This window comes from Streptomyces sp. NPDC013457 (genome assembly GCF_043089925.1).
Lineage (GTDB): Bacteria > Actinomycetota > Actinomycetes > Streptomycetales > Streptomycetaceae > Streptomyces.
This window is the reverse complement of record NZ_JBICBL010000001.1, coordinates 132,167-156,415: the sequence shown is the minus strand read 5'-3', so window position 1 is coordinate 156,415 and position 24,249 is coordinate 132,167. Positions and strand designations below refer to the sequence as shown.

The following is a 24,249-nucleotide window of genomic DNA, read 5'->3' as shown; positions in this document are numbered from 1 at the left end:
GAGTCACCGTCTTGAGTGCTCCCCACCAACACGGCGAACACCCGGCCGTGGGTCCCCAGGGGGACGGCGCTCCGATGCCGACCGAGCCGGCCGGAGTCGCCACGGCATCCGCCCCTCCGGACGCCGAGCGACACCTGTCGGACGACCGATCCGCCGTCGGCCGGCTCGCCGCGACGGTGGAACGACTCCGTGGAGAGGTGCGCGCCGCACACGCCGCCGCCGAGGGGCGCGCCCTGATCGAGGTCGCCAAGGGAGTCGTCGTCGAGCGGCTCGGGTGCGGCCCGGCGCGGGCGGCGCAGCAACTCGCCGCGCTGGCCGACCAGGCCGGGATCTCGCAGCTCGAGCTCGCCGCGGACATCGTCAACCAGGCCGCCCGGGACCGGGTCTCCGAGGTTGCCGAGGACTTCGTCAGACGGGCCACGGCCGAGCCGGGGACCGGCGCCGAGCCCGGCGCTTCGGTCGGCGTCCGCCTGCGCACGGCCGAGAGCGCCGCGCTCAACGCGGGGGACAGCCAGGCCTTCGCCGAGTCCCTCCTGGCGCACGCCCTCCTGCCCCTGGGCGCCAGCGCCGTCGCCATCTGGACCACCGGCGCCGACTCCTCCCTCACGCTCCGCGGTCACGCGGGCTTCGGCGCGGACGAGCCCGCCCGATGGTGCTACGTACCGCCCGGGGTGGCCACCGTGGCCCGGCAGGCGCTCACCAGCCGTCGAACGGTCTGGTACTCCTCGCTCGGAGCCACCGGCATCCCCTCGATCGGCCACACACGCCACCCCGACGGCGGCCGGGTCGCCGTACCGGCCGGCACCGGCGGCCGCATCCACGGCGTCCTGGAGATCTGCTGGCCCCGGCCGCTGGAGCCCCAGCCCCAGGCCGTGGAGCGCCAGATCGAGGCCCTGGCCGAACTGTGCGCCCACACGCTGGAGACGTCCCCCGGGCAGCCGGTGGGACCGTGGGCCGGCCAGCCCGACGCGGTCTCCGAACTGATCGAGCTCGCCGACGGGCTCTACGACCCCGTCCTGGTCCTGACGCCGGACCTGGACGTCGACGGACGGCTGCGGGACTTCCGTATCCGTCACGCCAACGCCCACTTCCAGGATCCCGCCGGCCGGTCCCGGGGCGCCGTGGACGGCGCCCTGCTCCTGGAGGCGTACCCCATGGCCGCCGGCGAGAGCGAACTCTTCGAACGGGTCGAGCGCGTCTACGCCACCGGTGAGCCGTTCCGCGCACGCCGGACGCGGCTGACCGCCCTCGTGGACCAGGTGCCGATCTCGTCCGCCGCCGACATCAGCATCAGCCGGCACGGTGACTGCGTCCTGCTCGTCTGGCGCATCGAGGACGAGTCCGCCCGGCTCGCCAGCCTGTTGCAGCACGCCCAGCGACTCGGCCGCATCGGCGGCTTCGAGGAGGACGTCTTCACCGGAGAGATCACCTGGAGCGGACAGCTCTTCGACCTCTTCGGCCAGGACGTCGGCGAGGCGCCGGTCTCCGTACGCGACCTCACCGCCCACGCCCATCCCGACGACGCCGTCGCCATCGGCCGGTTCCTGCGTGCGGTGCTGCACCAGAGGCGGCCGAGCTCGACGGCCTTCCGCATGCTGCGCCGGGACGGAGTGACCCGCCACATCCGGGTGATCGCCGAACCCGCCCTCGACGCCGATCAGCGGCTCCTCGCCGTGCGGGGCGCCTACCAGGACATCTCCGCGCAGCACTGGACGGAGGTCGCGCTGGCCGCCACCCGTGACCGACTCGCCGTCACGGAGCAGGAAGCGGCGGAACGCAACCGCCTGACCCTTCAGCTGCAGCACGCCATCATGCCGCCGACCAAGGCTCCCCTCGCCGCCCCCGGCCTCGACGTCGCCGTGCGCTACCGGCCCGCCGAGACCGAGTCCCTGGTCGGCGGCGACTGGTACGACGCCGTCGTGCTGCCGTCGAAGAAGATCCTGCTCTGCGTGGGGGACATCGCCGGCCACGGCATAGGCGCCGCCACCGGCATGGTGGTCCTGCGCAACGCGATGCGCGGCCTCGCCGTGACCGGCGCGGGCCCCGCCCAGCTGCTGTCCTGGCTGAACAGCGTGGCGCACCACCTCACCGCACAGGTCACGGCCACGGCCGTCTGCGGCGTCTTCGACCCCGAGACGCGCACGCTGCGCTGGGCCAGGGCAGGACACCTGCCGCCGGTACTCGTACGGGGATCGGAGGCCACCGCCCTGCCGATGCTCCAGGGGATGCTGCTCGGGGCCGTCGCCGACGCCGCGTACGAGGAGGCGGAGATCCAGCTCGAGGCGCACGACACGGTGCTGATGTACACCGACGGTCTGGTCGAGCGGCGGGACACCTCCGTGCACGACTCCGTCACCCAGCTGCTGACCATGGCCGAGGCCCCCGCCGACACCCTCGAACGGCGGCTCGACCTCCTGCTGACGCACAGCAAGTCCGACACCGACGACGACACGTGCCTGATCGGCGTACGGGTGGCGTGACCACACGCCACCCGCACGCCATGACCGACCATTCCCCCACCCGTGGAAAGCAGGGAACATGACCGAGCGAGAAGTGAACCTGGATGTCGAAGTGGAGACCGTCGACGCCGGCACCGCAGTGCTGACCGTCGGAGGCGAACTCGACCTGGACACGGCCACGCTGCTCCACCACCACCTGGCCAACCAGTTCCTGCACGGCCGGCACCAGCTCGTCCTCGACCTCTCCGCGCTGAGCTTCATGGACTCGTCCGGACTGAACGTCCTGATCAGGGCGGCGCGGGAGGCCCGGGAAGCCGGGGGAGACCTGCATCTCGCCGCGCCCGCGCCCGCTGTGCGGCGCATCCTGGAGATCACCGGTCTCACCATGACCACCCCGCTGCACGCCGACGTGGCCGAGGCCCTGGTCGCGGCCGGTCGCGCGGCATAGACGAAGGGCCTGCGGTCCCGCCCGTGGAAGGGCCCGCGCCTCGGGCACAAGGAGAAACGGAAGCACGTGGAAGAGATCACCGCCGTCGAGCAGGCACTGCGCCGGGCCGCCCCTCACCTGCTGGTGAGCGTGGTGGAGGAGAGCCTGCGGAAGCACTGCGGCGCACGGCGGGTGGAACTCCGGCTGGCCGACTACGGGCTGCGCTCGCTCCAGCTCGTCGGAGGAACGCCCGAGGCGACACCGGCGGTCCTGATCCACGACAGCCCGCAGGGGCGCGCCTTCGGTGCCCAGGAGCCGTACGTCATCCACGCCCCCGACTCCGTGGAGGCCCACCTCCCGGTCACCGTCAGGGGTGACCGGATGGGCGTCCTCTCCGTGTCCCTGCCTGCGGCGAGCGACCTCGCGCTCCTGCTGCCCGAGCTGGGGCACATCTGCGGCGCGCTGGGCCACGAGATCCTCGTGGCCGAGCGCGACACGGACCTGTACGTCCTCGCACGGCGGGCCACGCGGCTGACGCTCGCGGCCGAGATGCAGTGGCAGCTCCTCCCGGGCCGCTCGTGCTCCCGACCCGAGTTCGCCCTCGGCGCGCACCTGGAACCCGCCTACGCGATCTTCGGGGACAACTACGACTGGTCGGCCTCGGCCGACCATCTGACCCTGACGGTCACCAACGGGATGGGGGAGGGCATCGAGGCCGCGCTGCTGACGAACCTCGCCACCAACGCGCTCCGCAACGCCCGCCGAGCCGGCCTCGGCCTCGCGGACCAGGCGGCTCTGGCGGACCAGGCCGTGTACGCGCAGTACCGCGGCAGTGCCTTCGTCTCCGTACTCCTGCTGCGCTTCGATCTCGCCACGGGCGAGGTGGAAGCCCTGGACGCGGGCTCGCCGCGTCTGTGGCGCCTGCGTGACCGCTCCGTCGAGCCCATCTCCTTCGACGCACAGCTGCCCCTGGGCATGTTCGAGGACACCGTCTACGTCCCCCAGCGCTTCACGGTGCGCCCGGGGGACCGGCTCCTCTTCGGCAGCGACGGGGTGTACGAAGCCTCCTCTCCCGAGGGAGAGAGCTACGGACACCGGGCGCTGGCCCGGGCGCTCACCGCGACGAGACTGCTGCCGCCCACCCAGGTCCCGGGGGCGGTGCTGCGGGAACTCGCCGCGTACCACGGCGGCACCCCGCTGGAGGACGACGCGCTGGTCGTCTGCCTCGACTGGAACGGGCGAGAGGAAGGGCACGACTCCGTACCGCCGGAGACCGCCGGCTCCTGAGCAGCCGAGCCGGCCCGCCTGGCCGCGCCCCCGTCCCGCGCCCCGGTGTCCGTCCCAGGCGTGACCCTGTGTTCATAGTTGCCGTGCGGCAACTGTATCCTTGAGGCAACACCTGGCTCGTGCCCGGGATAGACACGTCGTACCAGAGGGTGACCAGTGGGACATGGGGCACGCGGCCGGCCGGAGCGCACGGCACGCAGACGTCAGGCCGTCCGGACGTCCTTCAGTGGCGCGCCCGGGCGGGACGCGGGCGGCGCGGACACCCCGTCCAGCGCGTCCTGGAACCCGGTCAGCCCGCGCAGCAACGCCTTGCGGCTCGTCGGGGACATGGCGGAGATGACGGCCAGCAGGGCTTCCTCGCGCTGGACCCGGAGGTCCCGCAGGTACGCCTTCCCCGGGGCGGTCAGGTGCAGTTCGAGCTGCCGGCGGCTGACCGGGCTGGGCAGCCGCTGCACGAATCCCAGCGCCTCCAGGCGGTCGCACATGCGGCTCACCGAAGGCGGCGCGGACCCGAGCAGCTCACCCAGGGTGCGCAGGCTGATGCCCTCTTCGCGATCGAGGCTGTAGAGGACACGGAGCTGAGTCGCCGACACCGGTGTCGACGACACCATGTCCCGGCCACGCTCCCACAGCACCTCGAGAAGCTCGATGAGCTCACGGGCGGCCTGTGTCGTCTCCTCCGGTTCCCGTCGGGACGGGGCGGGCTTCGGGTCCATGGCTACCGACACTCCTCAGACGTCCGGGGCCGAGGACGTCGGCCGTGCGACACGCCAGTCATCTCCACATCTCTCCAGAAGGCGGTACTGATTCGGTGGATCGACGCGTGACTACGGAACGCGCGCTGCGCGGAGCGCCGCCACATCGCCTTCTGGACTCCCTCCGGGTCGAACTGGCACAGCTCGTCGCGGCACTCTCCGTCGACCTGCTGCTCGTCGACTACGGGCTGACGTCACTGCACCCCGTCGAACCGGTGCAGGCTCCGGCCGCGGTGCAGCACGTGACCGTGGGGTCGGGGCCCGCGGGTCGTGCCTTCTCCACCCAGCAACCATATCTTTTCGGTGGTGACGGGCCCACGGCGACCGTGTTCCTTCCTGTGACGGTTCGGGGCGACCGGTGTGGCGTCCTTGTGGTCGTCCTTCCCTCCCACCGGGTCACGGCGCGATCGACCGAGGATCTCGTCCATGTCGCCGAGATCCTGGGACACGCCCTGCGCGTCGCCGACCGGCACACCGATCTGTACCGCCGTACGCGCAGGGCACGCCCCCTCAGCGTCCTCGCGGAGATGCAGTGGGGAGTGCTCCCGGGGCGGGCGTGCACGGGTGCGGAGTTCGACCTGAACGCCTACTGGGAGCCCGCCTACACCTCGGGCGGGCACGTCCTGGACTGGTGCGTGACGGAGGAGGAGCTGACGCTGGTCGTGGCCAACGGCACCGGTCCCGGCACCCGGTCCGCCCTGGTGAGCAACCTCGCCCTGAACGCGATCCGTAACGCTCGACGTGCGGGCCTCGACCTGGTCGGCCAGGCGAGCCTCACCGACCAGGCGCTGTACGGGCAGCACCGGGGTGAGAGGTCCCTCTCCGCCCTGCTGCTGAGCTTCGCCCGGGCCACCGGCGACTTGCGGGTGGTCGACGCGGGCTCGCCGACCGTCTGGCGGCTGCGTGGAACCGTGACCGAGCGGATCGAACTGGACCGCCAGCTGCCCCTGGGGATGTTCGAGGACACCGTCTACGCCCCCCAGCACCTGCGCGTCCTCCCCGGTGACCGGCTCGTCTTCCTGGCATGGGACCGGAGCGAGGCCGCGCCTGACGGGAACGACGAGGCCCTGGACCTCTCGGTCGGCCGGGTGATCGACCGCACCCGGCTCGTCCCAGGCCGCGACGCGCCCCAGGCCGTCGTCCGCGCGCTGCGCGAGGCGCCCGGCACCACGCCGGACGATGTCCTCGTGGTCTGTCTGGACTGGCACGGCAGGGGCGGCGAGGGGCGCGGCGGGGACGGGGGCGCGGCGGCCCAGGCCGCAGGGCAATCCTGAAGATCCCTCGCCAGGAGGGCGGTCCTGTCCGTATTCTCTGCATTCTCGGCCCGAGGACGAATGGAAAGCACGCAACAGGGAAGGGCGAGTTACGAGAGTGAAGCACGGTGCGCAGCCGGGCGAGGGGAGGGTAGGCGGATGACGGACGCGATCGCCGCGGAGCGTGCGACCCGGATTCCCATGCGATCCGGGAGTGTCGACTACGACGGCGCGGACGCCACGGACGGCATGATCGGCTCCGCCCGCGACTTCACGGCCGACTTCCTCGCCGGCCCGACCGCGGCGGAGCACCCGCCGGTGCCGCGCCAGTGTGTCGACCTGGCACGGCTCGTGGTCAGCGAGATGGTGACCAACGTGGTACGCCACGCCCCGGGGCCTTGCCGGCTTCTGCTCGAACTCTTCGAGGACACCCTGGAGATCTCGGTGTTCGACCGCGCGGAGGCGTCGCCCGTCCCCCGGGGCCACGACCCCGGGCGCATCGGCCAGCACGGGGTCGAGATCCTCGTCGCGGTCTGCGAGAGCGTGAGCGTGGAGCCGCTTCCCTCGGGCAAGCGCGTCAGAGCCCGCCTCCGCCTCGCCTGAGACCGGCCGAGGGGTCGAAGTCGCCCTGACTCCTGAAGACTTCGACCAGGCGCCCAGGCCGTGGACGCGGTGACTCCCTCGCCCACGGCCGTCAGACGGCCTGGTGAATGGCCCAGGCGGCGTTGACCAAGCCGATGTGACTGAACGCCTGCGGGAAGTTGCCCAGAAGGTGGTCGCCCTCGGGGGCGACCTCCTCCGAGAGCAGTCCGACGTCGTTCGCGCACCGGGCAGCCCGCTCGAAGACCTCACGCGCGGCCGTCGTGTCCCCGGCCAGGGCCAGTGCCTGGGCGAGCCAGAACGTACAGAGAAGGAAGGTCCCCTCGTCGCCCGGAAGCCCGTCGTCGGCCCCCACGTACCGGTAGACCAGGCCGTTCCCGCCGACGAGCCGAGCGCGTACGGCATCGATGGTGGCCCGCATCCGCGGGGCGTCGGCGGGCATGAAGCCCACGATGGGCATCATCAGGGCCGAGGCGTCGAGAGCGGCCGAGCCGAAGGCCTGGGTGTACGCTCCGGCCTCCTCGCTCCAGCCTTCCTCCTCGATCGCGGCCGCGATCTCGTCCCTGGCAGATGTCCACTCCGGTACGCGACCGGACGCGTCGAGATCGTCCGCCAGGTCCAGCGCCCGGTCGACGGCGACCCAGCACATGAGCTTCGAGTAGAGGAAGTGCTGAGGGCCGCTGCGCACCTCCCAGATGCCCTGGTCCGGCTCACGCCATCGCCGGGCGGCGGCATCGGCGCAGCCGGCGAGGAACGCCTTCGTGGGCGCGTCCAGACCACGGAGGTGGTCGCGCAGGCGATGGGCGGCCGAGAGCAGTTCCCCGTACACGTCGAGCTGTCTCTGCTCCCACGCGCCGTTGCCCAGGCGGACGGGGCTGCTGTCGCGCCAGCCGGGCAGATGGGGGAGGACCCGCTCGGTCAGATCCCGCTCGCCGCGGATGCCGAACATGATCTGCATGGACGACTCCTGGCCGGGGTCGCTCGCCGCCGCTTGGGCCATCCACCGGAAGAACGCCTGCGCCTCGTCGGGGCACGCGGCCACCCAGAGCGCGTCCAGCGTGAAGGAGGCGTCCCGCACCCAGGCGAACCGGTAGTCCCAGTTGCGGACCCCTCCGACGGTCTCCGGCAGGGACGTGGTCGGGGCGGCCACGATCGCTCCGGTCGGCTGGAAGGTGAGCCCCTGGAGCACGCGGCCGCTGTGATGGACGAGATCGGCCCAGGGCCCCTCGTACGACTGGTGGAGCTCCGACCACGAGCGCCAGCCCCGGACGGTGTCCTCCAGCTGCGTCAGGATGGTGTCCTGGGAGAGCAGGACGGGGCTCTTCCCTGCGGGAACCTGCTGGAGGGCGAAGGCCGCCGTCCCGCCGGCGCTCAGCGCGACCCGGCCGCGAGCGCTGCCCGACAGCTCCAGCGGGACCGGGCTGCAGAGCCCCAGGGTGTCGGGCCCTCCATGACACCAGACACCACCGTCCGTCGGAATGAGCAACGGCTTGACCAGTCCGTACTCGGGCCGGGGGGCGAACTCGACGTCCATGTCGGCCCGGCCCTCCGTGCACTCCACCACACGCAGCAGCAGATGCGGCGCATCCCTGCCCAGGTCGTGCCCTCGCTCGTTGATGCCCGAAGCGAGGGCGTCGGTCACGCTGACCACGCCCGACTCCATGCGGTAGTCCGTGCGCAGGACGAGGGTGCGGTCCAGATAGCGCCGCCGCACGTCGTACGGAGCGGCGGGCGTGATCGACCAGTGGCCCGCCTCGGCGCCGAGCAGTCGCGCGAAGGTGGCGCGGCTGTCGAAGTGGGGCAGGCACAACCAGTCCACGGAGCCGTCCCGGCCGACCAGCGCAGCGGTCTGGCAGTCCGAGAGCAGTGCGTAGTCCCCGATCGGACGGTCGCTCATCCAGCCCACCTACTCGCAGCCCCTCTCTCATCCTCGCTCGTTTTTTCGGACCGAGCAGCCGGGAACCGGGCCCCAGTCCGGGCTCGCCCGGTATTCGGGTGAACCTCGCCCCGGTCGGCCGTCCGGGACGGACGGGCGGGAGTGGAGTGCTCCCCGGCACGGAATGCATGGCGGAAACCCCCCACCGAGAGGCTCATGCCCCCATGTCTCGACGTTTCCTGGTCGCCGCCTGTGCGGCGGCCACCGCCTTCGCCGCCACCCTGCCCCTGGCCCTGACCGCACCCGCCTCCGCCGCGCCCGGTGGGGGAGGGAGCGAGCACGAGCCCTGGGTGGTGCGTGCCGCCGCGCAGCGCGCGGACGCCAAGGCGTTCAGTTCCCTGTGCGGCAAGCAGAAGGAGGGCGCACCCGAGCGCCGCACGTTCCCGCTGTTCGGGAAGGAGAAGGGCTTCACCGCCGTGGCCGACTTCACCCGCCGGCAGGCGAACGGCACGGTGTACTGGAGCGGCCATGATCCGAAGAACCCGGAGAGATCCATCGCCGTCTCCGTCATCGGGGCCTGCAGGAAGGGACCGGTCACCCTCTCCGGCGTCATCACGGAGAACTTCCGGCAGTACGAGTACCAGCCGCTGGCCAAGCGCCCCGGCTGGTACGAGCTGAAGCAGATCGACTCCCTCGCGCTGCCGCCCAGCGGGCAGGGCGTCGACACGGTCAGCGTCCCCGGGAAGAAGCCGCACCACCCGCCGCACCCGCACCACCCGCCGAAGCCGGATCTGCGCGCGGCCACGCTCAACGACCCGGCCGCCATCGACATCGTCGTCGGCTACACCCCGGCCACCGTCGCCACCGTGGGCAGTGTCCAGGCGGTCCTCTCCAGCATCACCTACGGCGTGAACCAGCTCAACAAGGCGCTCGCCTTCAGCAACGTGCCGGCCAGCGTCCACGTCGTGAACACGTACCAGACCGCGGACCCCAACGTCCCCCGCGAGAACGTGAACACGCTGCTGTCCATGATCAGCAACCCGGCGAACCCCGTCCTCGGCGCCACGGCCGCCGCACAGCGCCAGACCTACGGCGCCGACCTGGTGGCGCTGATCGCCGCCGTCCCGTACGAGGACAGCTCCGGGGCGGCGAGCCTGCCCGACCCGGCGACGTCCGCGGCGACCGACACCGCCGCGTTCTCAGTCACCAGCCTCGGCTCCGTGACGGCCTGGGAGAACCTCGGGCACGAGATCGGCCACAACTTCGGCCTGAAGCACGACCGAGCGACGATCGCGCGGCAGAACGGAACCACCCCCGCGGGCACCTTCAACTACGGCTGGGTCACCCCCAACGGGCAGCACCGCACGCTCATGGCCTACTCCCAGTCCTGCCCCCAGGCGTGCACAGTGGTCAACGCGTACTCCAACACCGAGCGGACCTGGAACAACCAGGCCCTGGGCGACGCCGACAACAACAACGCCGCCGCCGCGCGCGGGAACGTCGACGCCGTGGCCGCCTACCGTGCCTCCACGGTGACCAATCGGGTCTCCCTCACCGTGATGCACGACCCCGAGGGCGCCGGTACGGTCCGGGTCAGCCAGTTCGGTCCGTACGCCCCCGGTACGCAGGTCACCGTGACCGCCGTCCCCAACGCCGGCTTCCGGTTCGACGCCTGGGCGGTCGACGGCGTCGAGCAGGAGGGGAACAACCCGAGCTACCAGCTCACCATGAACGCCAACCGGACCGTCAACGCCCTGTTCGCCCCCATCGAGCAGCCGTAGCGGCTGCGGGGCGGAGGGACCACACCGCTCCGCACGGGAAGGCATCCCTCTCGGCCATGAGAGGGATGCCTTCCGTCATCCGGGTTCAGTGCTCGCAGAGGGAGAATTCCCGCTCGTAGAGCTGCTCGTTGTGTTCGTCGACGAAGAACTTGCGTTCCTGCATGAGCTGTTCGCGGTAGGCCTTCGCCTGTTCGAGCGTCATGGTCGAGGTGTCGGACCAGGGCTGCTGCGGCGGCACATCGGAGGTCGAGACGATCCTTTCCGACGGGTCGACGAGAAAGAACGCGAGAATCTTGCGATGCCCCGGGCGGGTCGGGTCGGTGAGGCGGAACGAGCCGACGCGGTGCTGCAGGACGTTCGGGAACGCCAGGCAGCGGCCCGCCGGGGTCGACGCCGATCCCAGCACCTGGTTCAGCGCGTCCTCGTCCTCCAGGCCGTACACCTCACGCAGACCGTTGTCGTCGTTCTGCTCGTAGTCCGGGTCGTCCAGTGCCGTCCGGAAGCTCAGCCGGCTCTCGGTGATGTTCTCGCTGTCCCAGTAGTAGATTCCGGTCGAGACGATCCGCTCGTTCAACATCCCCTCGACATGCCAGGAACCGCCGGCGTACTCGGGCTTGTCCGGGGTCAGTTGGATCGTGGCGAGCTTGACGATGACCTGCAGGCCGCGTCCGCGCAGGTCGACTCGCGCGGACGCGTCGGGCACTGCCGGCGCGGTGAAGTCCGGGGCGTCCGGAACGACCGGGCGGCGGTTCTCCCACCATTCGTCCTGAGCCTTCTCCCATGCGCGACGGGCCTCTGCGTACGCCTCGTCGTCACTGTAGGAGGACCTGTTCGGATACTCCGGCTCCGAGTCGTACCACCCGTAGGGATCGGCCTCGATCCGCAGAGGACGCGGATGGCGCAGATCGGTGAGCACGTTCTCGAACAGCGGGCGCACGCGCGCGAACAAGTCCGGCAGGACGGAGGCCAGTTCCCGGTGATGCTCGGGGTGGACGTTGTTGACGTACGAACGGAAGGTCACATCGCCGTCGTCGCCGACCTCGACATCCGAGGGCAGCCACTGGAACCTCTCCGAGAACTCGTGTTTCGAGTACCGGTCCGTCGGATTCCGCCAAGCCCGCTCGGCCCCGACGCTCGCCTCTCGCACCAGGCAGAACAGCGAAGGATGCACCAGATCCAGTACCTGGCCGTCCGATCCGGGGTGCCAGTCCTGTTCCTCTCCGGGGACCTGTTCCAGAACCTCGACCGCCTCGCGCAGCCGGGTCCTGAGCTTCTCGTCGACCAGCGTGTCCGACTGCCACACCCCGTCGACGGCGGACACCTCGACACCGGTACGCCCGTCCCGCAGCGCGGCGTAGTGCACGAGTTCGTCGAGAACATAGCGAACCTGCGCCTCGGTGAGGCCCTGGGCCACGGCCTCCTGTGTCCACCGGGCGACGATGTCGGCGTCGTTCATCTTGTCGAACCACCCCGCCTTCGCCCGAATGTGCGCGCTGCACTCCATCATCTGAAGCTCCCGCAGCGTTCGGGGTTTCGCGAAGGCTACGGAGCGCGAAGCTTGAAAGGGCAGCGGGAAAGCGGACAGGCCAGTCAATTCTCTCGGTCCTCCGAGTCGGTGTGCGGTGGCCGGAAGGATACGTGAGCGGACTGACACCACAGCCGCGGCCGATGCCGGACGCTTGGCGACCCCGGTACCGTCCGCGTGATCAAGCCCGCTTTTCCGCCACCTGATCGGCTCGGCAGGACCTAGAGTGTGCGCGTGACCGAGCAGAATCCCGAACTCATCGCCGGCCGGTACCGATTGGTCGAGCGCATCGGCCAGGGCGGTATGGGCCGGGTCTGGCGTGGCCTGGACCAGCAGCTCTTCGGGCGCGAGGTCGCCGTCAAGGAGATCCTCTTCCCGCCGGGCATGGACGACGGCGCCCGCGCCGCGCTGCTTCGGCGGTTCACCGGTGAGGCCCGCGCGGCGGTCACTCTCAGCCACCCCGGTGTCATCACCATCCATGACGTGGTCGAGCACAACGGCGCCCCCGTCATCGTCATGGAGTTGATCCGCGGCCAGTCCCTGGCCGCCGCCATCGGCGAGCAGGGCCGCCTCCCCGTACGGCGGGTGGCCGAGATCGGCGCCGTCATGCTCGACGCGCTGGCCGAGGCGCACGGGGCGAGGATCGTCCACCGCGACATCAAGCCGGACAACGTGCTGCTGGCCAAGGAGCGCGTCGTCCTGACCGACTTCGGCATCGCCCACCTCGCGGACGCCACGACCAGGCTGAGCCACAGCGGGATCGTCATCGGCACACCGCACTACATGCCGCCGGAGCAGCTGGAGGGCAAGCGTCCGACGCCGGCCAACGACCTGTGGGCGCTCGGCGCCACTCTTTACCACGCGGTCGAGGGGCGCCCGCCGTTCGACGCGGAAGGGCTGCACGCCCTCGCCGTGGCCGTCTTCACCAGCCCGCACCGCCCACCGGTCCACGCCGGTCCGCTGGCCCCGGTGCTCGACGCGCTCCTGACCAAGGACCCGGCGCAGCGCCTGAGCGCCGCGGAAGCGGCCGAGATGCTCGCATCGGTGCTGCGGTCCACCGAACTCGCAGCCGGCGCGCCCGCATCGACCCCCGCGCCGACCCCCACCCCCGCGCCGGCGCCCGCACCCGCCCCCGAACCGAGCCCGACCCCCACCCCCGCGCCGGCACCCGCACCGGACGAGCCGTCGGACGCGGTCGTGGAGCACGCTTCGGCTCCGACGATGCCGCAGCAGGCACCGTCGCCGACGCCGTCGATGCCCACCCCCACGGTCCTCGACTCCGAGGCCACCACCGGGGCTCCGCGCGACGACGTGCCCGACCGGCCGACGGCCCCGCCCGTGCCGGTACCCCCTCCTGAGGACGCGGTCACGCTCGGCGCGACCGACGGGCAGCACAATGAGCGCGTCGCGTCCGCCCGGCGACGTGGCCTCACCCGGCGCTCCGCGGTCCTGGCCACGGCGCTGGCCGTGCTCGCCACCGGGTCCGTCCTGACCTGGACTCTCGGCGGGGACGACGACGAGCCGAGCGGCGGGGCCGCCGGCAGCGGTGCGAAAGGCCCTTCCGCCACCGTGGTGATCGGGGTGGACGCACCACTGAGTGGCGGACTGTCCTCGATGGGTGTCGGAATCAAGAACTCCGCCGACCTGGCGGTGAGAACCGCCAACGAGTCCAGGCACGTCCCCGGTGTGACGTTCGAGATCAAGGCCTTGGACGACGCGGCCGACCCGGCCAAGGGCGCGCTCAACGCCGCCCAGTTCGTGTCCGACGAGAAGCTGCTGGGGGTCGTCGGCCCGCTCAACTCCGCCGTCGCCCGGACCCTGGTGCCGCCGCTCGCGCGGGCGGACGTGGTCAACGTGTCACCGGGCAACACCGACCCCGTCCTGACCCTGGGCCCCGACTGGGCCGCCGGCACCAGGTCCCGTCCCCACTCCACGTACTTCCGCACCATCGCCACGGACGTCGACCAAGGGCCCTTCGCCGCCCGGTACCTGCACGAGGCGAAGAAGACCAAGCTGTACGTGATCGACGACGCGAGCGCCCATGGCACGGCCCTCACGTCCGGTCTCACCGCCGAGTTCACCAGACTCGGCGGGACCGTCGTCGGCACCGAACAGGTCGACCCCGCGGAACGCGCCTTCGGGGGCCTCTCCGTCAGGGTGCGGTCCTCGGGCGCCGACGCCGTCTACTTCGGCGGCTACTACGACACCGCGGCCCCGCTCTCCCAGCAGCTCGAGCAGGCCGGAGTGGACATCCCCCTGATGGGCGGCGACGGCATCTTCGACCAGCAGTACCTCACGTCGAACCCGCAGGCCGAGGGCGACCTCGCGACCAACATCGGCCTGCCCGCCGCGGAGTCGCGGGCGGGTCAGGACTTCCTCACCAGATACGAGAAGGCGGCCTACCCGGAGCCGGCCGGCTGGTACGGCCCCTACGCATACGATGCGACCTGGACCCTCATCGAGGCGGTGAAGGACGTCGTGAAGGCCAACGGCGGCACCCTCCCCGACAACGCCAGGGCCAGGCTCCCGCGGGCCGTCGCCGGGGTCGGTTTCGACGGGGTCACCGGCCGCGTCGCCTTCGACGAGCAGGGCGACACGGTCAACCGGGGGCTGACGGTGTACACGGTGCACGGCGGTAGTTGGCAGCCCGTGAAGAGTGGCACCGCCACCCCCTGAGCGCGGGGGAGGGGCGCGGCGCTTCGACGCCTACGTCCGGCCGGCGGCCGACGGCGGTTGGAAGCAGGCGGTGACGCCCTTGCCGTGAGGACAGGGACGGGCCTGCCACTCGTCGGCCAGGGCGTCGATCAGGAACATCCCCCGCCCACCGAGGGCCGCGTCGTTCGCCTCACGCTGGTGCGGCAGCTCGGGCGAGGAGTCGTGCACCGTCACGTGCAGGCACTTCTCGTCCCAGGTCAGGATGAGCTGAGCATCGCTGCGGGCGTGCACATGGGCGTTGGTGACCAGTTCGGACACGGCCAGCACGACCGAGTCCACCAGATCCGGTGCCGTACGTGTCCAGCCGAGGGCCACCAGATGCTCGTGCGTCCAGTCCCTCGCGGTCTTCACACCATTGCTGATCGGCAGGGAACGGGCCCACCCGACCGCTCTCAATGACGGGTCCTGTGCCATCGTCCGTCCCTCCTCGGCTGACGTCCACGCTCGTCCCGTCTTCCCTCCGAGAGGGGACCCAACCGCCCGCCCACGACGCGGGGACCCGATCGCCCGCCCACGACGCCACCCGTCTCAACGGGAGCCGGGCCGGTGGACCGACTCCGGGGTGTCCGTCGCGACCTCGGGTTCAAGGCCCTCGGCGGGTGTCGTACGGGAGCGGCCGACGTCGCCGCGCCACGCCTCGAAGGCGAGCGTGGTCGCGGTCACCACCGCCAGCCCCAGGAACCAGCCCCCGACCACGTCACTCACCCAGTGCACCCCCAGCGCGACCCGTGTGTACCCCACACCGAGCACCGCGACGGCCGCCAGGACCCACGGCACCGGCCGCCAGGCCCGCGGGACCAGGGGGAGCAGGACCAGCAGCAGTACGGCGCAGGAGGTGGTGGCCGTCATGGCGTGCCCGGAGGGGAAGGAGAAGCCCGACGCGTGGGCGACAGGATCCGGCAGGTGCGGCCGGGCACGCTCGACCACGTGTTTGACCAGCAGTCCCGCCAGCCCGCCTGCCGTCGCGGTGACGGCCGCCCAGGCGGCGAGCCGGTACGCCTTCCGCCGGAGGAGCCACACCACCACGACGGCCACCAGAAGCCGCATGGTCAGCGGCCCCCACGCGACGTGCGTGAGGAGTTCGAGTACCCGTACCCAGGCCGGACTGGCGAGCGCGGAACGGTGCAGCCGATCAGCCACGTCCTGGTCGAGACGGAGCAGCGGGGCCCAGCGCGACTCCAGCAGCACCAGCGCCAGGGAGAACGGGACGGACGCCAGGGCGGTGAGAGCCGCGCCCGCCACCAATCGCACGCCGAACCGGGCGTCGGGCCCGCCGCGGCCGGTCACGAACCGTCCGAGACGATGCTGCCAGGTGCTGCTGGAACGCTCAGTCATGGTCGGTACGGGTGTCCTTTCCGTTCGCGCCGGGTGGGCGTCGAGCTCGCGCGATGGACGGCGTATTACCTGCCGCGGGCGGCTCATGCGTCCGCCGGACCACCCCGGCCCCCGTCCTCACCGGTGCGACACTGGGAGGGTGACGGACAGCGAACAGCAGAGGGACCGGCGCCTGGAACGCGCCGTCCTCGAGCTGCTGGACCGTCGGGCCCCCACCGCGACGATCTGCCCCTCCGATGCCGCTCGCGCGGTGTACGAAGGGGACGACGACGGCTGGCGCGCACTCATGGAACCGGCCCGCCGCGCGGCCGAGCGTCTGGTCGAGGCCGGCGAGGTGGAGATCACGCAGGGCGGGCGCCCCGTCGATCCACGCGCAGCCCGCGGCCCGATCCGTATCCGCCGGGCCGTCTCCGGGACCTGATCGCCGCGCCGCACGGCTCGCGTGTGTGGGTCCGCGATCGAGGGGCAGGCGGTCGCCCTGAGGTTGTGGCGGGAACGCGGTCCACGCGATCTGTTCCTGCCGAACCCATGGTGAGCATGTGTCTCGACGAAGCGTCTCAGAGAGCGGAGTGGTGATCGGTATGGCGGAGAACGTGTGGAGCTACGGTCAGGCGTTCAGCCACCTGGTGGGTACGGACCTGACCGGCTGGCGGGTCGAGGCCACCGACGGGCACATCGGCAAGGTCGACAAGCACTCCCACGACGTCGACGACGCGTACCTGGTCGTCGACACCGGCGTGTGGATCTTCGGCAAGGAGGTGCTGCTTCCCGCGAGCACGGTGGCCCGCTTCGACCTGGAGAACAACACGGTGCACCTCGGTCTGACCAAGGACCAGGTCGAGAACGCACCGGAGTTCCACACCGACAAGCATCTCGCGGACCCGCAGTACCGGGAGGAGATCGCCGTCTACTACCGGACGGGCGGCTGGTTCGGGGGCGGACAGGGCCCCGTCTGACGGTCGAGCGGACACGACGGTTCCCGCACCCGGGTGCGGGAACCGTCCCGTGCCGCCACCGGCCGCGCCCGATCCGCCGTCGCCCGTGGGGGCTTCACCGGTGGCACGTGAGGCCGGCGGAGCCCCCGGGGCGCATGCTTGTAGGCAGAGACACCGCGGCCGGGAGGACGCACCGCTCGATCACGTGCGGACGAGGAGGAGCCATGACCACGCCTCAAGGCCCGACACCGACCACGGAGCCCGGACCGACCGCCGTCGGGGCGGCCCAGGCCGACCCCGCCGACCAGCTGGCACGCCTCGGCCGTTCGTGGACCTGGATCATGGGCGCGGCGATCGTCACGCTCGTACCGGGCGTCATCGCGCTGGTCTGGCCGGACGTCACCCTGCACGTCCTGGCCGTGCTCATCGGGTTGTACCTGCTCGTCATCGGCGGCTTCCGGTTCGTCAGCGTGTTCGCCCAGAAGGAGCAGGGCGAACGACTCCCGGGGCTGCTCATCGCCGTGCTGTTCGTCCTGGGCGGGGTGCTGTGTCTGCGCAATCCGCTGCAGACGATCGCCGCACTCTCCCTGATCGTCGGCGGCGTCTGGCTGGTGTCCGGCATCCTCACCCTCTACACGGCCGTCGCCAGCAGGTACATGCCGCACCGCGGGGTCGTCATGGGCGTCGCGGCCCTCGGCATCGCCGCCGGCATCGTGGTCCTCGCCCTGCCCACGGAGTCCGCCCAGGTCCTGACCCGGCTCCTCGGCCTGTGGCTCGTCCTGCTCGGCCTGGCCGAGGCGGCCGTGGCCCTGGCCTGGCGCTCGGCCCTCCGCAGGGCGGGCATGACGGGCCAGAACCCCTCCGGGGCGACAGCCGACCCGGCGGGCTGACCGGCCTCTCACCGGGAGTGCGCCTCCGGCGCACCACCGGCGGCGGGAGCGTGGCCGGGACCTGGCGTACATGCACGAGGCCGAGCGATCCGCCGGCCTGCGGCCGGGAAGCCGCCTGCCGTCCGCCGAGGACCGCTGAGCGCGGGATGACCCTGCAGTCGTCGAAGACTCCACAGCAATACCCAGTTGGGTGACTGCGGCGCGCAGGCGGCTCGGGCCAAGATCATCGGCATGAGATCCTTCTTGACGCGCCGTGTGTTCGCGACGGCCCTGGTGCTCGCCTCTTCGCTGTCTCCCGTAGTGGCCTCGGCGGCTCAACCCGACTCCGGGGAACGGAATTCGGAACACGCCGCGCCCGCTCGCCTGCTCGGCGAGAAGATCGTTCCGCACAAGCTCGACTTCCGGGACACCACGGTCGGCGGTTTCTCCGGCATCGACCGCAACCGGTGCACCGGCGAGTACGTGTTCATCAGTGACGACCGCTCGAACCTCCAGCCCGCCCGCTTCTACACGGCCAGGCTGGACGTGGACGCCGGCGGTGTTCACTCTGTCGACTTCACCGGTACCCACCCCTTCCTCCAGCCGGACGGATCGGTCTATCCGTCGCCGGCCCTCGCGGACGGCAAGGCCGTCGATCCGGAGGAGATCCGGGTCGACCCGCGTACCTGCACCTACTGGTGGGCGCAGGAGGGCGACCGCCCCACGGCGGCCGGGGCGCCGGTCATCCAGCCGTCCATCCAGTTCGCCGCCCGCACCGGCGCGTACCTCGGCCGGCTGCCGCTGCCGCCGAACTACGAGGTCACCACGGAAGAGCGCGGGCCGCGCCGGAACCAGGCGATCGAGGCGATCACCTTCGGGGCCGACGGCAGGGTGGTGACCAGCGCGATCGAGGGTCCGCTGCTCCAGGACGGGCCGGTGCCCGACCTGCAGCACGGCGCGCTCGTCAGGGTCACGAAGCAGACGCGGAACGGCCGGGTACTCGGGCAGTTCGCGTACCCGATCGAGAAGATCTTCGCCGAGTCCGACCCGAGCAGTCCCTGGGGCCCGGACACCGGCGTCCCGTCCCTCCTCGCCTTCCCCGACGACCCCGACCGCTACCTCGTCCTGGAACGTACCTGGGTGGCCGGCGCGGGATACAAGATCCGCCTCTACGACGCCACCACGCGTGGGGCGACCGACGTGCAGGCGATGGACTCCCTGGCGGGACAGTCCGTCGTGCTGATGCGCAAGAAGCTCGTCGCCGACTTCGACACTCTGGGCCTGTCCGCGGTCGACAACACCGAAGGCATGACGTGGGGTCCGCGCCTCGCGTCCGGCGAACGGTCGCTGATCCTGGTCAGCGACGACAACTTCGTCGCGGACGCGGTCACCCAGATCGTCGCCATCGCCGTTCGCTGACACCGGGGGACACACGGCGTCCCGGCCGACAACGCCGGCCGGGACGCGTCGCCGACCCTGGCGATCCAGCAGCGGAGCACCGTGTCTATGGCCGATCGGACAACGTCGTCCGTCGAGCACAGGCGGCCGATCCGTTGGCCCGGTCGTCGTCGCCCTACAGGATCCCAGCAGCGCCCGGGTGCCCCGGGCGGACGGATCCCTGAGGAGCACGGACGATGCCGACGTTCACGAGAGCGGTCATGCGCCGCAAGCCACTCGACCAACTGGTGCGCGAGGCGGACGGAGGGAGTGCCCAGGACGGGCTGAAGCGCACCATGGGGCTCGGGCAGCTGACCCTGCTCGGCATCAGTTCGGTCGTGGGAACAGGCATCTTCTTCGTCCTCGGGTCGAACGTGCCCAAGGCGGGACCGGCCGTCGTGCTCGCGTTCGCGCTGGCGGCCGTCGTCGCCGGCCTGGGAGCCCTGTGCTACGCGGAACTCGCGGGCGCGGTGCCGGTCGCGGGCAGTACCTACTCGTACGCGTACGCCTCGCTGGGCGAGGGTGCGGCGTATCTGGTCGCCTGGTGCCTGATCCTGGAGTACGGAGTGGCCGTCGCCACCGTCGCCGTGAGCTGGGGCCAGTACCTCAACGAGGTCACCGACGCCCTGTTCGGGTTCACGCTCCCCGACGTGATCAGCCAGCCGCCCGGCGCCGGTGGAGCGGTCAACCTGCCGGCGCTGGCCGTGGTGCTGCTCTGCTCGCTGCTGCTGGTCCGCGGCACCCGGGAGTCGGCGATCGCCAACGCGGCGATGGTCTGCGTCAAGATCGGTGTGCTGGTTCTCTTCGTCGCCGTCGCCCTGACGGCCTTCGACGGCGGCCGGTTCACCGACTTCGCCCCGCACGGCGTGGCCGGCGTGACGCTCGCCGCGTCCGGGGTCTTCTTCTCGTTCATCGGCTTCGACACGGTCTCCACCGCAGGCGAAGAGGTCCGCGACCCCCGCCGCACCGTGCCGCTGGCGATCCTGCTCACCCTGCTCGTGGTCACCACCCTGTACGCGGCGGTCGCCCTGGCCGGTGTCGGCGCCCAGGACCCGGCGCGGTTCGGCGAGCAGGCGGACGCCGGAGAGGCCGTCCTCGCCGCGATCCTCCGGGATGTCACAGGCGCCGGATGGCCTGCGCTGGTGCTCTCCGCGGGAGCGGTGGTGTCGATCTTCAGCGTGGTGCTGGTGACGCTCTACGGGCAGACCCGCATCCTGTTCTCGATGGCCCGCGACGGGCTCGTTCCGGGAGTCTTCTCCCGTGTCGACCGCAAGCGGCACACTCCGGCCCGCAACACGTGGATCGTCGGGGCGGGCGTGGGGCTGCTCGCCGCCTTCGTGCCGCTCCAGCAGCTGGCCGATCTGACCAGCCTCGGAACGCTGATGGCGTTCGTCGCCGTCGCCGCGGCGGTCGTCGTCCTGCGGCGTACGAATCCGGACGCGCCGCGCCCCTTCCGGCTGCCGCTGCATCCGCTCGTCCCGGTCCTGGCCACCGTGTCCTGCCTGTACCTGGCGTGGCTGCTGCCCGGGCTGACCTGGGGCCTGTTCGGCGCATGGCTGTTGCTGGCGGCGGGGCTCTACCTCGGGTTCGGCCGACGCCACTCCCGGCTGGAGCGGACCGACCCGGAGCCCGCTTCCCCGCAGCCCGTTCCCCCGGCGCACGAGGTCACGGCGTCCGAGGTGACTGCGTCGGACGCCCCGTCCGGGCCGATCGCCTGAGCTCCAGCCAGACGGCCAGCCGGACGTCGGGATCGTCGAGGTCGAGGGCGAACAGCTCCCGCGCGCGCCGCAGGCGGTGCCGAAGGGTGTTCGGGTGCACCCGCAGCCGGCCCGCGGCCGTGGCGATGTCGCCGAGTTCGTCCAGCCAGGCCGTGATCGAGGCCCCGTAGCCGGTGCCCTGTTCGGCGTCGTGGGCGACCAGCTCGTCGACGCCGGACAGCCGGAGCCACGGGTCCCGTGCCAGCTCGTCCCCGATCCGGTCGAGCAGGATCCGGTGGCGGACGTCGGCGACCGTCGTCACGCCGGCCGGGACCGGGGCGTCCGCCGTGGCCCGCAGAATCGCCTCGGCCTCCCTGCGCAGGGAGGCCGAGGCGCCCGCGTTCCGGCAGGAGCGACTCAGCGCGGCCCGCATTCCGGGTGCGACGGCCCGCCGTACCACCGCGAGCGCGGTGTCGGCGAACCGACTGCCGTCCCCCGCCTCCGCCGAGCAGGGCACCAGGACGAAGACCACCCCGCCCGCCGCCGCGACGGTGACGTCCGGCCGGTGCGCCGCCGCATGCCGGGTCAGCTCGGACTCCGCGTGCTCCAGGACGGTGGCCAGAGCCGCGCTCAGGACCGGGAACGTCTCCGCGGCCGTCGCCGTCCCGGGCGCGGCGAACGCCAGCAACCGGAAGGGCACTCCCGTACGTAGCCCGAGGAGCGCGCATGCCTCCTCCGGCGCCGAACCCGAGTCCAGCAACGCCAGCAAGGTCTCGCGGCGCAGCCGCCGTTCGGCCTCCGGCAGGTTCAGCAGCCGCAGCAGGTGGGGGGCGACGAGCCGCGCGGTCTCCGCGAGCGCCGTCATGCCTTCCGGGGAGATGCCGCCCTCCGGTTCGATCACCCACAGGGTGCCCAGCGGGAGCGATCCCGCCCGCACCGCGACGGCGGCACGCGGCAGTTCCTCGTCGATGGCCGGGAACCGGACCACCGTCTGCGCGGCGAGCACCCGCTGGTACTGCCGCGGCTGATCGGGCCGCCCCGGAAGGTCCTCGATACGGCGCAGGAGGATGCCGCGTTCGCGGGGCGCGTCGATGCGGACACCCGGGACGCTCGAGTACGCGATGACCCGCCGGGCCAGGTCCTCCACCACGGCCGCGCCCCCCACCACCGACGCGAGATGGTCGGTGAGCGCGTACAGCTCGCCCGCGACCGGTACGGCCCCCAGCAGGGCCGACGCGCCGGCGCCGGTGATCGCGCAGCTCAGCACGGCGTCGATGTTCCGCCAGGGCAGATCGTCCTCGGCGGCCAGCACCGCCACACCGTGCCGCTCGGCCTCGCCGACGAGCGGTGCCATGTCCCGCCCCCGGCGTTTGACGACGAGGGCCGCGCAGCCCCGGCCGGCCGCCTGGCCCGGCAGCGCGAGCGCGCGGGGATCCGACGGATCGACTCCGACGAGGAGCAGAAGCCCGCCGGGCGACTCGGCGATCCGGTCCCCGGCGTCGTAGATGACCGTCCCTCGCACGGGGGCACCCAGACCGGCCGGGGCGGTGAGCAGGCGGATGCCCGCGGGCCCGGCGCCGTCCAGCACGCCGCCCAGGGTGGCTGCGCCGTCCAAGGAGGTTGTGAGATCGGACAATGCTGGTCTCGTTTCGTCGGCCGATCGACAGCGGCGCTTCCGGTGAAGCCCCGCCAGGATAGCCACAGGAGAACACCCGACGAACCGAACGGAAGTGCGTTCCATGCTCATCGACCGACCTGCGACCACCCCTGCGCATCCGCTCGTCGAACTGTTCCCCGACGGCTCCCACCTGGATGAACGCGAGGAGCTCGTGGTCGGCGGATGCGGCCTCACGGAACTCGCCGACCGGTTCGGCACACCGGCGCTCGTGGTGGACGAGACGGCGCTGCGCGGCCGGGCCCGCGCCTACCGCGACGCCCTGGACCGCTATTGGCCGAACAGCCAAGCCGTCTTCGCCTCCAAGTCCTTCCCCTGCACCGAAGTGGTCCGCACCCTGGTGGAGGAGGGCCTGGGGGTCGACATCGCGGGAGGGGGCGAACTGGTCACGGCGCTGGCAGCCGGAGCGGACCCCGAGCACATCGTCATGCACGGGAACGCCAAGACCGACGAGGAGCTCGCCATGGCGGTCGCCGCCGGGGTGGGCACCGTCGTGATCGACAACCTGCACGACCTGGAACGCCTGGAGAACCTGGTCACGTCAGGAAGGCAGGCCGTGCTCCTGCGCGTCGTCCCCGAGGTCGACGCCGACACGCACGCCGCGATGATGACCGGACACCGCGGCTCCAAGTTCGGTCTGACGGGCAGCCAGGCGAGAGAAGCCGCCGACCGGATCCGTCGCAGTTCCCGGCTGCGTCTGGACGGGCTGCACGTGCACGTCGGATCCCAGCTCATGGACACCGACCCGTTCCGGCGCGCGGTCGAGGCCGTCGCCGCGCTCCCCGGGCTCGGCAGCCACAGCGTGTACGACCTCGGCGGCGGCCTGGGCGTCCGCTACACATACGACGACCGGCCCCCGACCATCGACGACTACGTCAGGACCCTCACCGACGCCGCGCGGGAACACCTGCCCGAAGACGCCCGGCTGATCGTCGAACCGGGCCGGTCCCTGGTGGCCCCGACGGCCGTGACCCTGTACCGCGTCGTCACGGTCAAGCCGGGCGAACGCCCGCTGGTCGCGGTGGACGGAGGCATGGCCGACAACCTCGAACCGATGTTGTACGGCCAGCGGTTCGAAGCCACTGTGGTGGACCGGGTCGGCGGGGGAGAGGCCTGCGACCTGGTCGGCCGGCACTGCGAGTCGGGCGACACCCTCATCCGTGACGTCCCCTTGCGCTCCCCGCGCGCCGGGGACGTCGTAGCCGTCCCCGCGACAGGCGCCTACTGCTACTCGCTGGCCAACAACTACAACGGCGCGCGCAGACTCCCGGTCGTCTTCTGCCGTGACGGCCAGGCGCGGGAGGCGGTCCGCCGGGAGACGTACGCCGACCTGTTGCGCCGCGACGCGGGTGCCGTACACCCGCGCGCCCTGCCTTTCCTCCAGCCCCGTTCCTGACGGCGAAGGGCGGTGACCGTCCAGGCCCGCGACGAGTCGGCGACAGAATCTGATCAGTTCATTGCATCTAAGGCTCGGTGATTGGCTGCTTTTTGGATGGAAGGCGACCGGTGGAGGCAGTCCTTTCGGCAATGTCACACGGCGAACCCGAACTGACTATGCTCCCCGATGTGTTGCGCTGCGCTCACAGCGAGTCATGGACGCTGTGATGCGTAAGGAATGTGGCC

Annotated in this window: 19 protein-coding genes; 13 read left to right on the top strand and 6 right to left on the bottom strand. The window is 71.6% G+C overall.

All coding sequences use genetic code 11. The annotated features are described in order from the left end of the window. Nucleotides 1–74 precede the first annotated feature (74 nt). From ACF1G2_RS00760 to ACF1G2_RS00750, 3 genes are all read left to right on the top strand, one after another. Nucleotides 75–2,480, top strand: a complete 2,406-nt coding sequence (locus ACF1G2_RS00760) for a GAF domain-containing SpoIIE family protein phosphatase (RefSeq protein WP_391796129.1) — start codon at nt 75–77, stop codon at nt 2,478–2,480. A gap of 58 nt (nt 2,481–2,538) precedes the next feature. Beyond that, nucleotides 2,539–2,907: an STAS domain-containing protein gene (locus tag ACF1G2_RS00755; protein WP_391796128.1), complete on the top strand. Its 369-nt coding sequence runs from the start codon at nt 2,539–2,541 to the stop codon at nt 2,905–2,907. A 66-nt stretch (nt 2,908–2,973) separates the two neighbouring features. Beyond that, a complete protein-coding gene (locus ACF1G2_RS00750) occupies nt 2,974–4,173 on the top strand; it encodes a PP2C family protein-serine/threonine phosphatase (RefSeq protein ID WP_391796127.1) in 1,200 nt (399 codons plus the stop codon). Nucleotides 4,174–4,376: 203 nt separating this feature from the next. On the opposite strand, the gene ACF1G2_RS00745 is transcribed toward ACF1G2_RS00750, so the two are convergent. After that, a complete protein-coding gene (locus ACF1G2_RS00745) occupies nt 4,377–4,889 on the bottom strand; it encodes a MarR family winged helix-turn-helix transcriptional regulator (RefSeq protein WP_391796126.1) in 513 nt (170 codons plus the stop codon). Nucleotides 4,890–4,996: 107 nt separating this feature from the next. On the opposite strand from ACF1G2_RS00745, the gene ACF1G2_RS00740 reads away from it, so the two are divergent. Next, entirely contained in the window at nt 4,997–6,202 is a 1,206-nt protein-coding gene (locus tag ACF1G2_RS00740; RefSeq protein ID WP_391796125.1) for a PP2C family protein-serine/threonine phosphatase, read from the top strand. Nucleotides 6,203–6,340: 138 nt separating this feature from the next. Then, nucleotides 6,341–6,784 carry an ATP-binding protein gene (locus ACF1G2_RS00735; RefSeq protein ID WP_391796124.1) on the top strand — a complete coding sequence of 148 codons (444 nt, stop codon included), beginning with the start codon at nt 6,341–6,343 and terminating at the stop codon, nt 6,782–6,784. A 91-nt stretch (nt 6,785–6,875) separates the two neighbouring features. Here ACF1G2_RS00735 and ACF1G2_RS00730 read toward each other — a convergent pair whose 3' ends face one another. Next, the gene (locus tag ACF1G2_RS00730) at nt 6,876–8,678 is read right to left on the bottom strand and encodes a glycoside hydrolase family 15 protein (RefSeq protein WP_391796123.1); all 1,803 of its coding nucleotides are present in this window, start codon (nt 8,676–8,678) and stop codon (nt 6,876–6,878) included. Nucleotides 8,679–8,881: 203 nt separating this feature from the next. On the opposite strand from ACF1G2_RS00730, the gene ACF1G2_RS00725 reads away from it, so the two are divergent. Further along, nucleotides 8,882–10,438 (top strand): M12 family metallo-peptidase, encoded by a 1,557-nt coding sequence (locus tag ACF1G2_RS00725; protein WP_391796122.1) that lies wholly within the window; start codon nt 8,882–8,884, stop codon nt 10,436–10,438. A gap of 85 nt (nt 10,439–10,523) precedes the next feature. On the opposite strand, the gene ACF1G2_RS00720 is transcribed toward ACF1G2_RS00725, so the two are convergent. Continuing rightward, nucleotides 10,524–12,032 carry a DUF4246 domain-containing protein gene (locus tag ACF1G2_RS00720; RefSeq protein WP_391796121.1) on the bottom strand — a complete coding sequence of 503 codons (1,509 nt, stop codon included), beginning with the start codon at nt 12,030–12,032 and terminating at the stop codon, nt 10,524–10,526. Nucleotides 12,033–12,197: 165 nt separating this feature from the next. Here ACF1G2_RS00720 and ACF1G2_RS00715 point away from each other — a divergent pair, with 165 nt between their 5' ends. Next, nucleotides 12,198–14,639 (top strand): bifunctional serine/threonine-protein kinase/ABC transporter substrate-binding protein, encoded by a 2,442-nt coding sequence (locus ACF1G2_RS00715; RefSeq protein ID WP_391796120.1) that lies wholly within the window; start codon nt 12,198–12,200, stop codon nt 14,637–14,639. Nucleotides 14,640–14,669: 30 nt separating this feature from the next. On the opposite strand, the gene ACF1G2_RS00710 is transcribed toward ACF1G2_RS00715, so the two are convergent. Together ACF1G2_RS00710 and ACF1G2_RS00705 are read right to left on the bottom strand one after the other, a co-directional pair. After that, entirely contained in the window at nt 14,670–15,092 is a 423-nt protein-coding gene (locus ACF1G2_RS00710; protein ID WP_391796119.1) for an ATP-binding protein, read from the bottom strand. A gap of 114 nt (nt 15,093–15,206) precedes the next feature. Next, nucleotides 15,207–16,013, bottom strand: a complete 807-nt coding sequence (locus ACF1G2_RS00705) for a phosphatase PAP2 family protein (protein WP_391796118.1) — start codon at nt 16,011–16,013, stop codon at nt 15,207–15,209. A 139-nt stretch (nt 16,014–16,152) separates the two neighbouring features. On the opposite strand from ACF1G2_RS00705, the gene ACF1G2_RS00700 reads away from it, so the two are divergent. The 5 genes from ACF1G2_RS00700 to ACF1G2_RS00680 all read left to right on the top strand — a co-directional run bounded on the left by ACF1G2_RS00700 (nt 16,153) and on the right by ACF1G2_RS00680 (nt 20,972). Then, nucleotides 16,153–16,434 carry a DUF3253 domain-containing protein gene (locus ACF1G2_RS00700; protein WP_391796117.1) on the top strand — a complete coding sequence of 94 codons (282 nt, stop codon included), beginning with the start codon at nt 16,153–16,155 and terminating at the stop codon, nt 16,432–16,434. A 160-nt stretch (nt 16,435–16,594) separates the two neighbouring features. Beyond that, complete coding sequence (locus tag ACF1G2_RS00695) at nt 16,595–16,969, top strand: PRC-barrel domain containing protein (RefSeq protein WP_391796116.1); 375 nt, start codon at nt 16,595–16,597, stop codon at nt 16,967–16,969. Between the two features lie 203 nt (nt 16,970–17,172). Then, nucleotides 17,173–17,838 (top strand): HdeD family acid-resistance protein, encoded by a 666-nt coding sequence (locus tag ACF1G2_RS00690; RefSeq protein ID WP_391796115.1) that lies wholly within the window; start codon nt 17,173–17,175, stop codon nt 17,836–17,838. A gap of 231 nt (nt 17,839–18,069) precedes the next feature. Beyond that, nucleotides 18,070–19,236, top strand: coding sequence for an esterase-like activity of phytase family protein (locus ACF1G2_RS00685; RefSeq protein ID WP_391796114.1), 1,167 nt, complete (start codon nt 18,070–18,072; stop codon nt 19,234–19,236). Nucleotides 19,237–19,451: 215 nt separating this feature from the next. Continuing rightward, entirely contained in the window at nt 19,452–20,972 is a 1,521-nt protein-coding gene (locus tag ACF1G2_RS00680; RefSeq protein ID WP_391796113.1) for an APC family permease, read from the top strand. Here ACF1G2_RS00680 and ACF1G2_RS00675 read toward each other — a convergent pair. Continuing rightward, nucleotides 20,920–22,587 carry a helix-turn-helix domain-containing protein gene (locus ACF1G2_RS00675; protein WP_391796112.1) on the bottom strand — a complete coding sequence of 556 codons (1,668 nt, stop codon included), beginning with the start codon at nt 22,585–22,587 and terminating at the stop codon, nt 20,920–20,922. The two genes, ACF1G2_RS00680 and ACF1G2_RS00675, sit on opposite strands and share 53 nt — an antisense overlap. Before the next feature lie 103 nt (nt 22,588–22,690). On the opposite strand from ACF1G2_RS00675, the gene lysA reads away from it, so the two are divergent. Beyond that, nucleotides 22,691–24,022, top strand: coding sequence for a diaminopimelate decarboxylase (lysA, locus tag ACF1G2_RS00670; protein ID WP_391796111.1), 1,332 nt, complete (start codon nt 22,691–22,693; stop codon nt 24,020–24,022). The last annotated feature ends 227 nt before the right edge of the window (nt 24,023–24,249 follow it).

Coding starts and splice junctions, on each gene's coding strand:
- ACF1G2_RS00760 (WP_391796129.1), top strand. CDS start 75: ATGCCGACCGAGCCGGCCGGAGTCGCCACGGCATCCGCCCCTCCGGAC.
- ACF1G2_RS00755 (WP_391796128.1), top strand. CDS start 2,539: ATGACCGAGCGAGAAGTGAACCTGGATGTCGAAGTGGAGACCGTCGAC.
- ACF1G2_RS00745 (WP_391796126.1), bottom strand. CDS start 4,889: ATGGACCCGAAGCCCGCCCCGTCCCGACGGGAACCGGAGGAGACGACA.
- ACF1G2_RS00735 (WP_391796124.1), top strand. CDS start 6,341: ATGACGGACGCGATCGCCGCGGAGCGTGCGACCCGGATTCCCATGCGA.
- ACF1G2_RS00730 (WP_391796123.1), bottom strand. CDS start 8,678: ATGAGCGACCGTCCGATCGGGGACTACGCACTGCTCTCGGACTGCCAG.
- ACF1G2_RS00725 (WP_391796122.1), top strand. CDS start 8,882: ATGTCTCGACGTTTCCTGGTCGCCGCCTGTGCGGCGGCCACCGCCTTC.
- ACF1G2_RS00710 (WP_391796119.1), bottom strand. CDS start 15,092: ATGGCACAGGACCCGTCATTGAGAGCGGTCGGGTGGGCCCGTTCCCTG.
- ACF1G2_RS00705 (WP_391796118.1), bottom strand. CDS start 16,013: ATGACTGAGCGTTCCAGCAGCACCTGGCAGCATCGTCTCGGACGGTTC.
- ACF1G2_RS00695 (WP_391796116.1), top strand. CDS start 16,595: ATGGCGGAGAACGTGTGGAGCTACGGTCAGGCGTTCAGCCACCTGGTG.
- ACF1G2_RS00690 (WP_391796115.1), top strand. CDS start 17,173: ATGACCACGCCTCAAGGCCCGACACCGACCACGGAGCCCGGACCGACC.
- ACF1G2_RS00685 (WP_391796114.1), top strand. CDS start 18,070: ATGAGATCCTTCTTGACGCGCCGTGTGTTCGCGACGGCCCTGGTGCTC.
- ACF1G2_RS00680 (WP_391796113.1), top strand. CDS start 19,452: ATGCCGACGTTCACGAGAGCGGTCATGCGCCGCAAGCCACTCGACCAA.
- lysA (WP_391796111.1), top strand. CDS start 22,691: ATGCTCATCGACCGACCTGCGACCACCCCTGCGCATCCGCTCGTCGAA.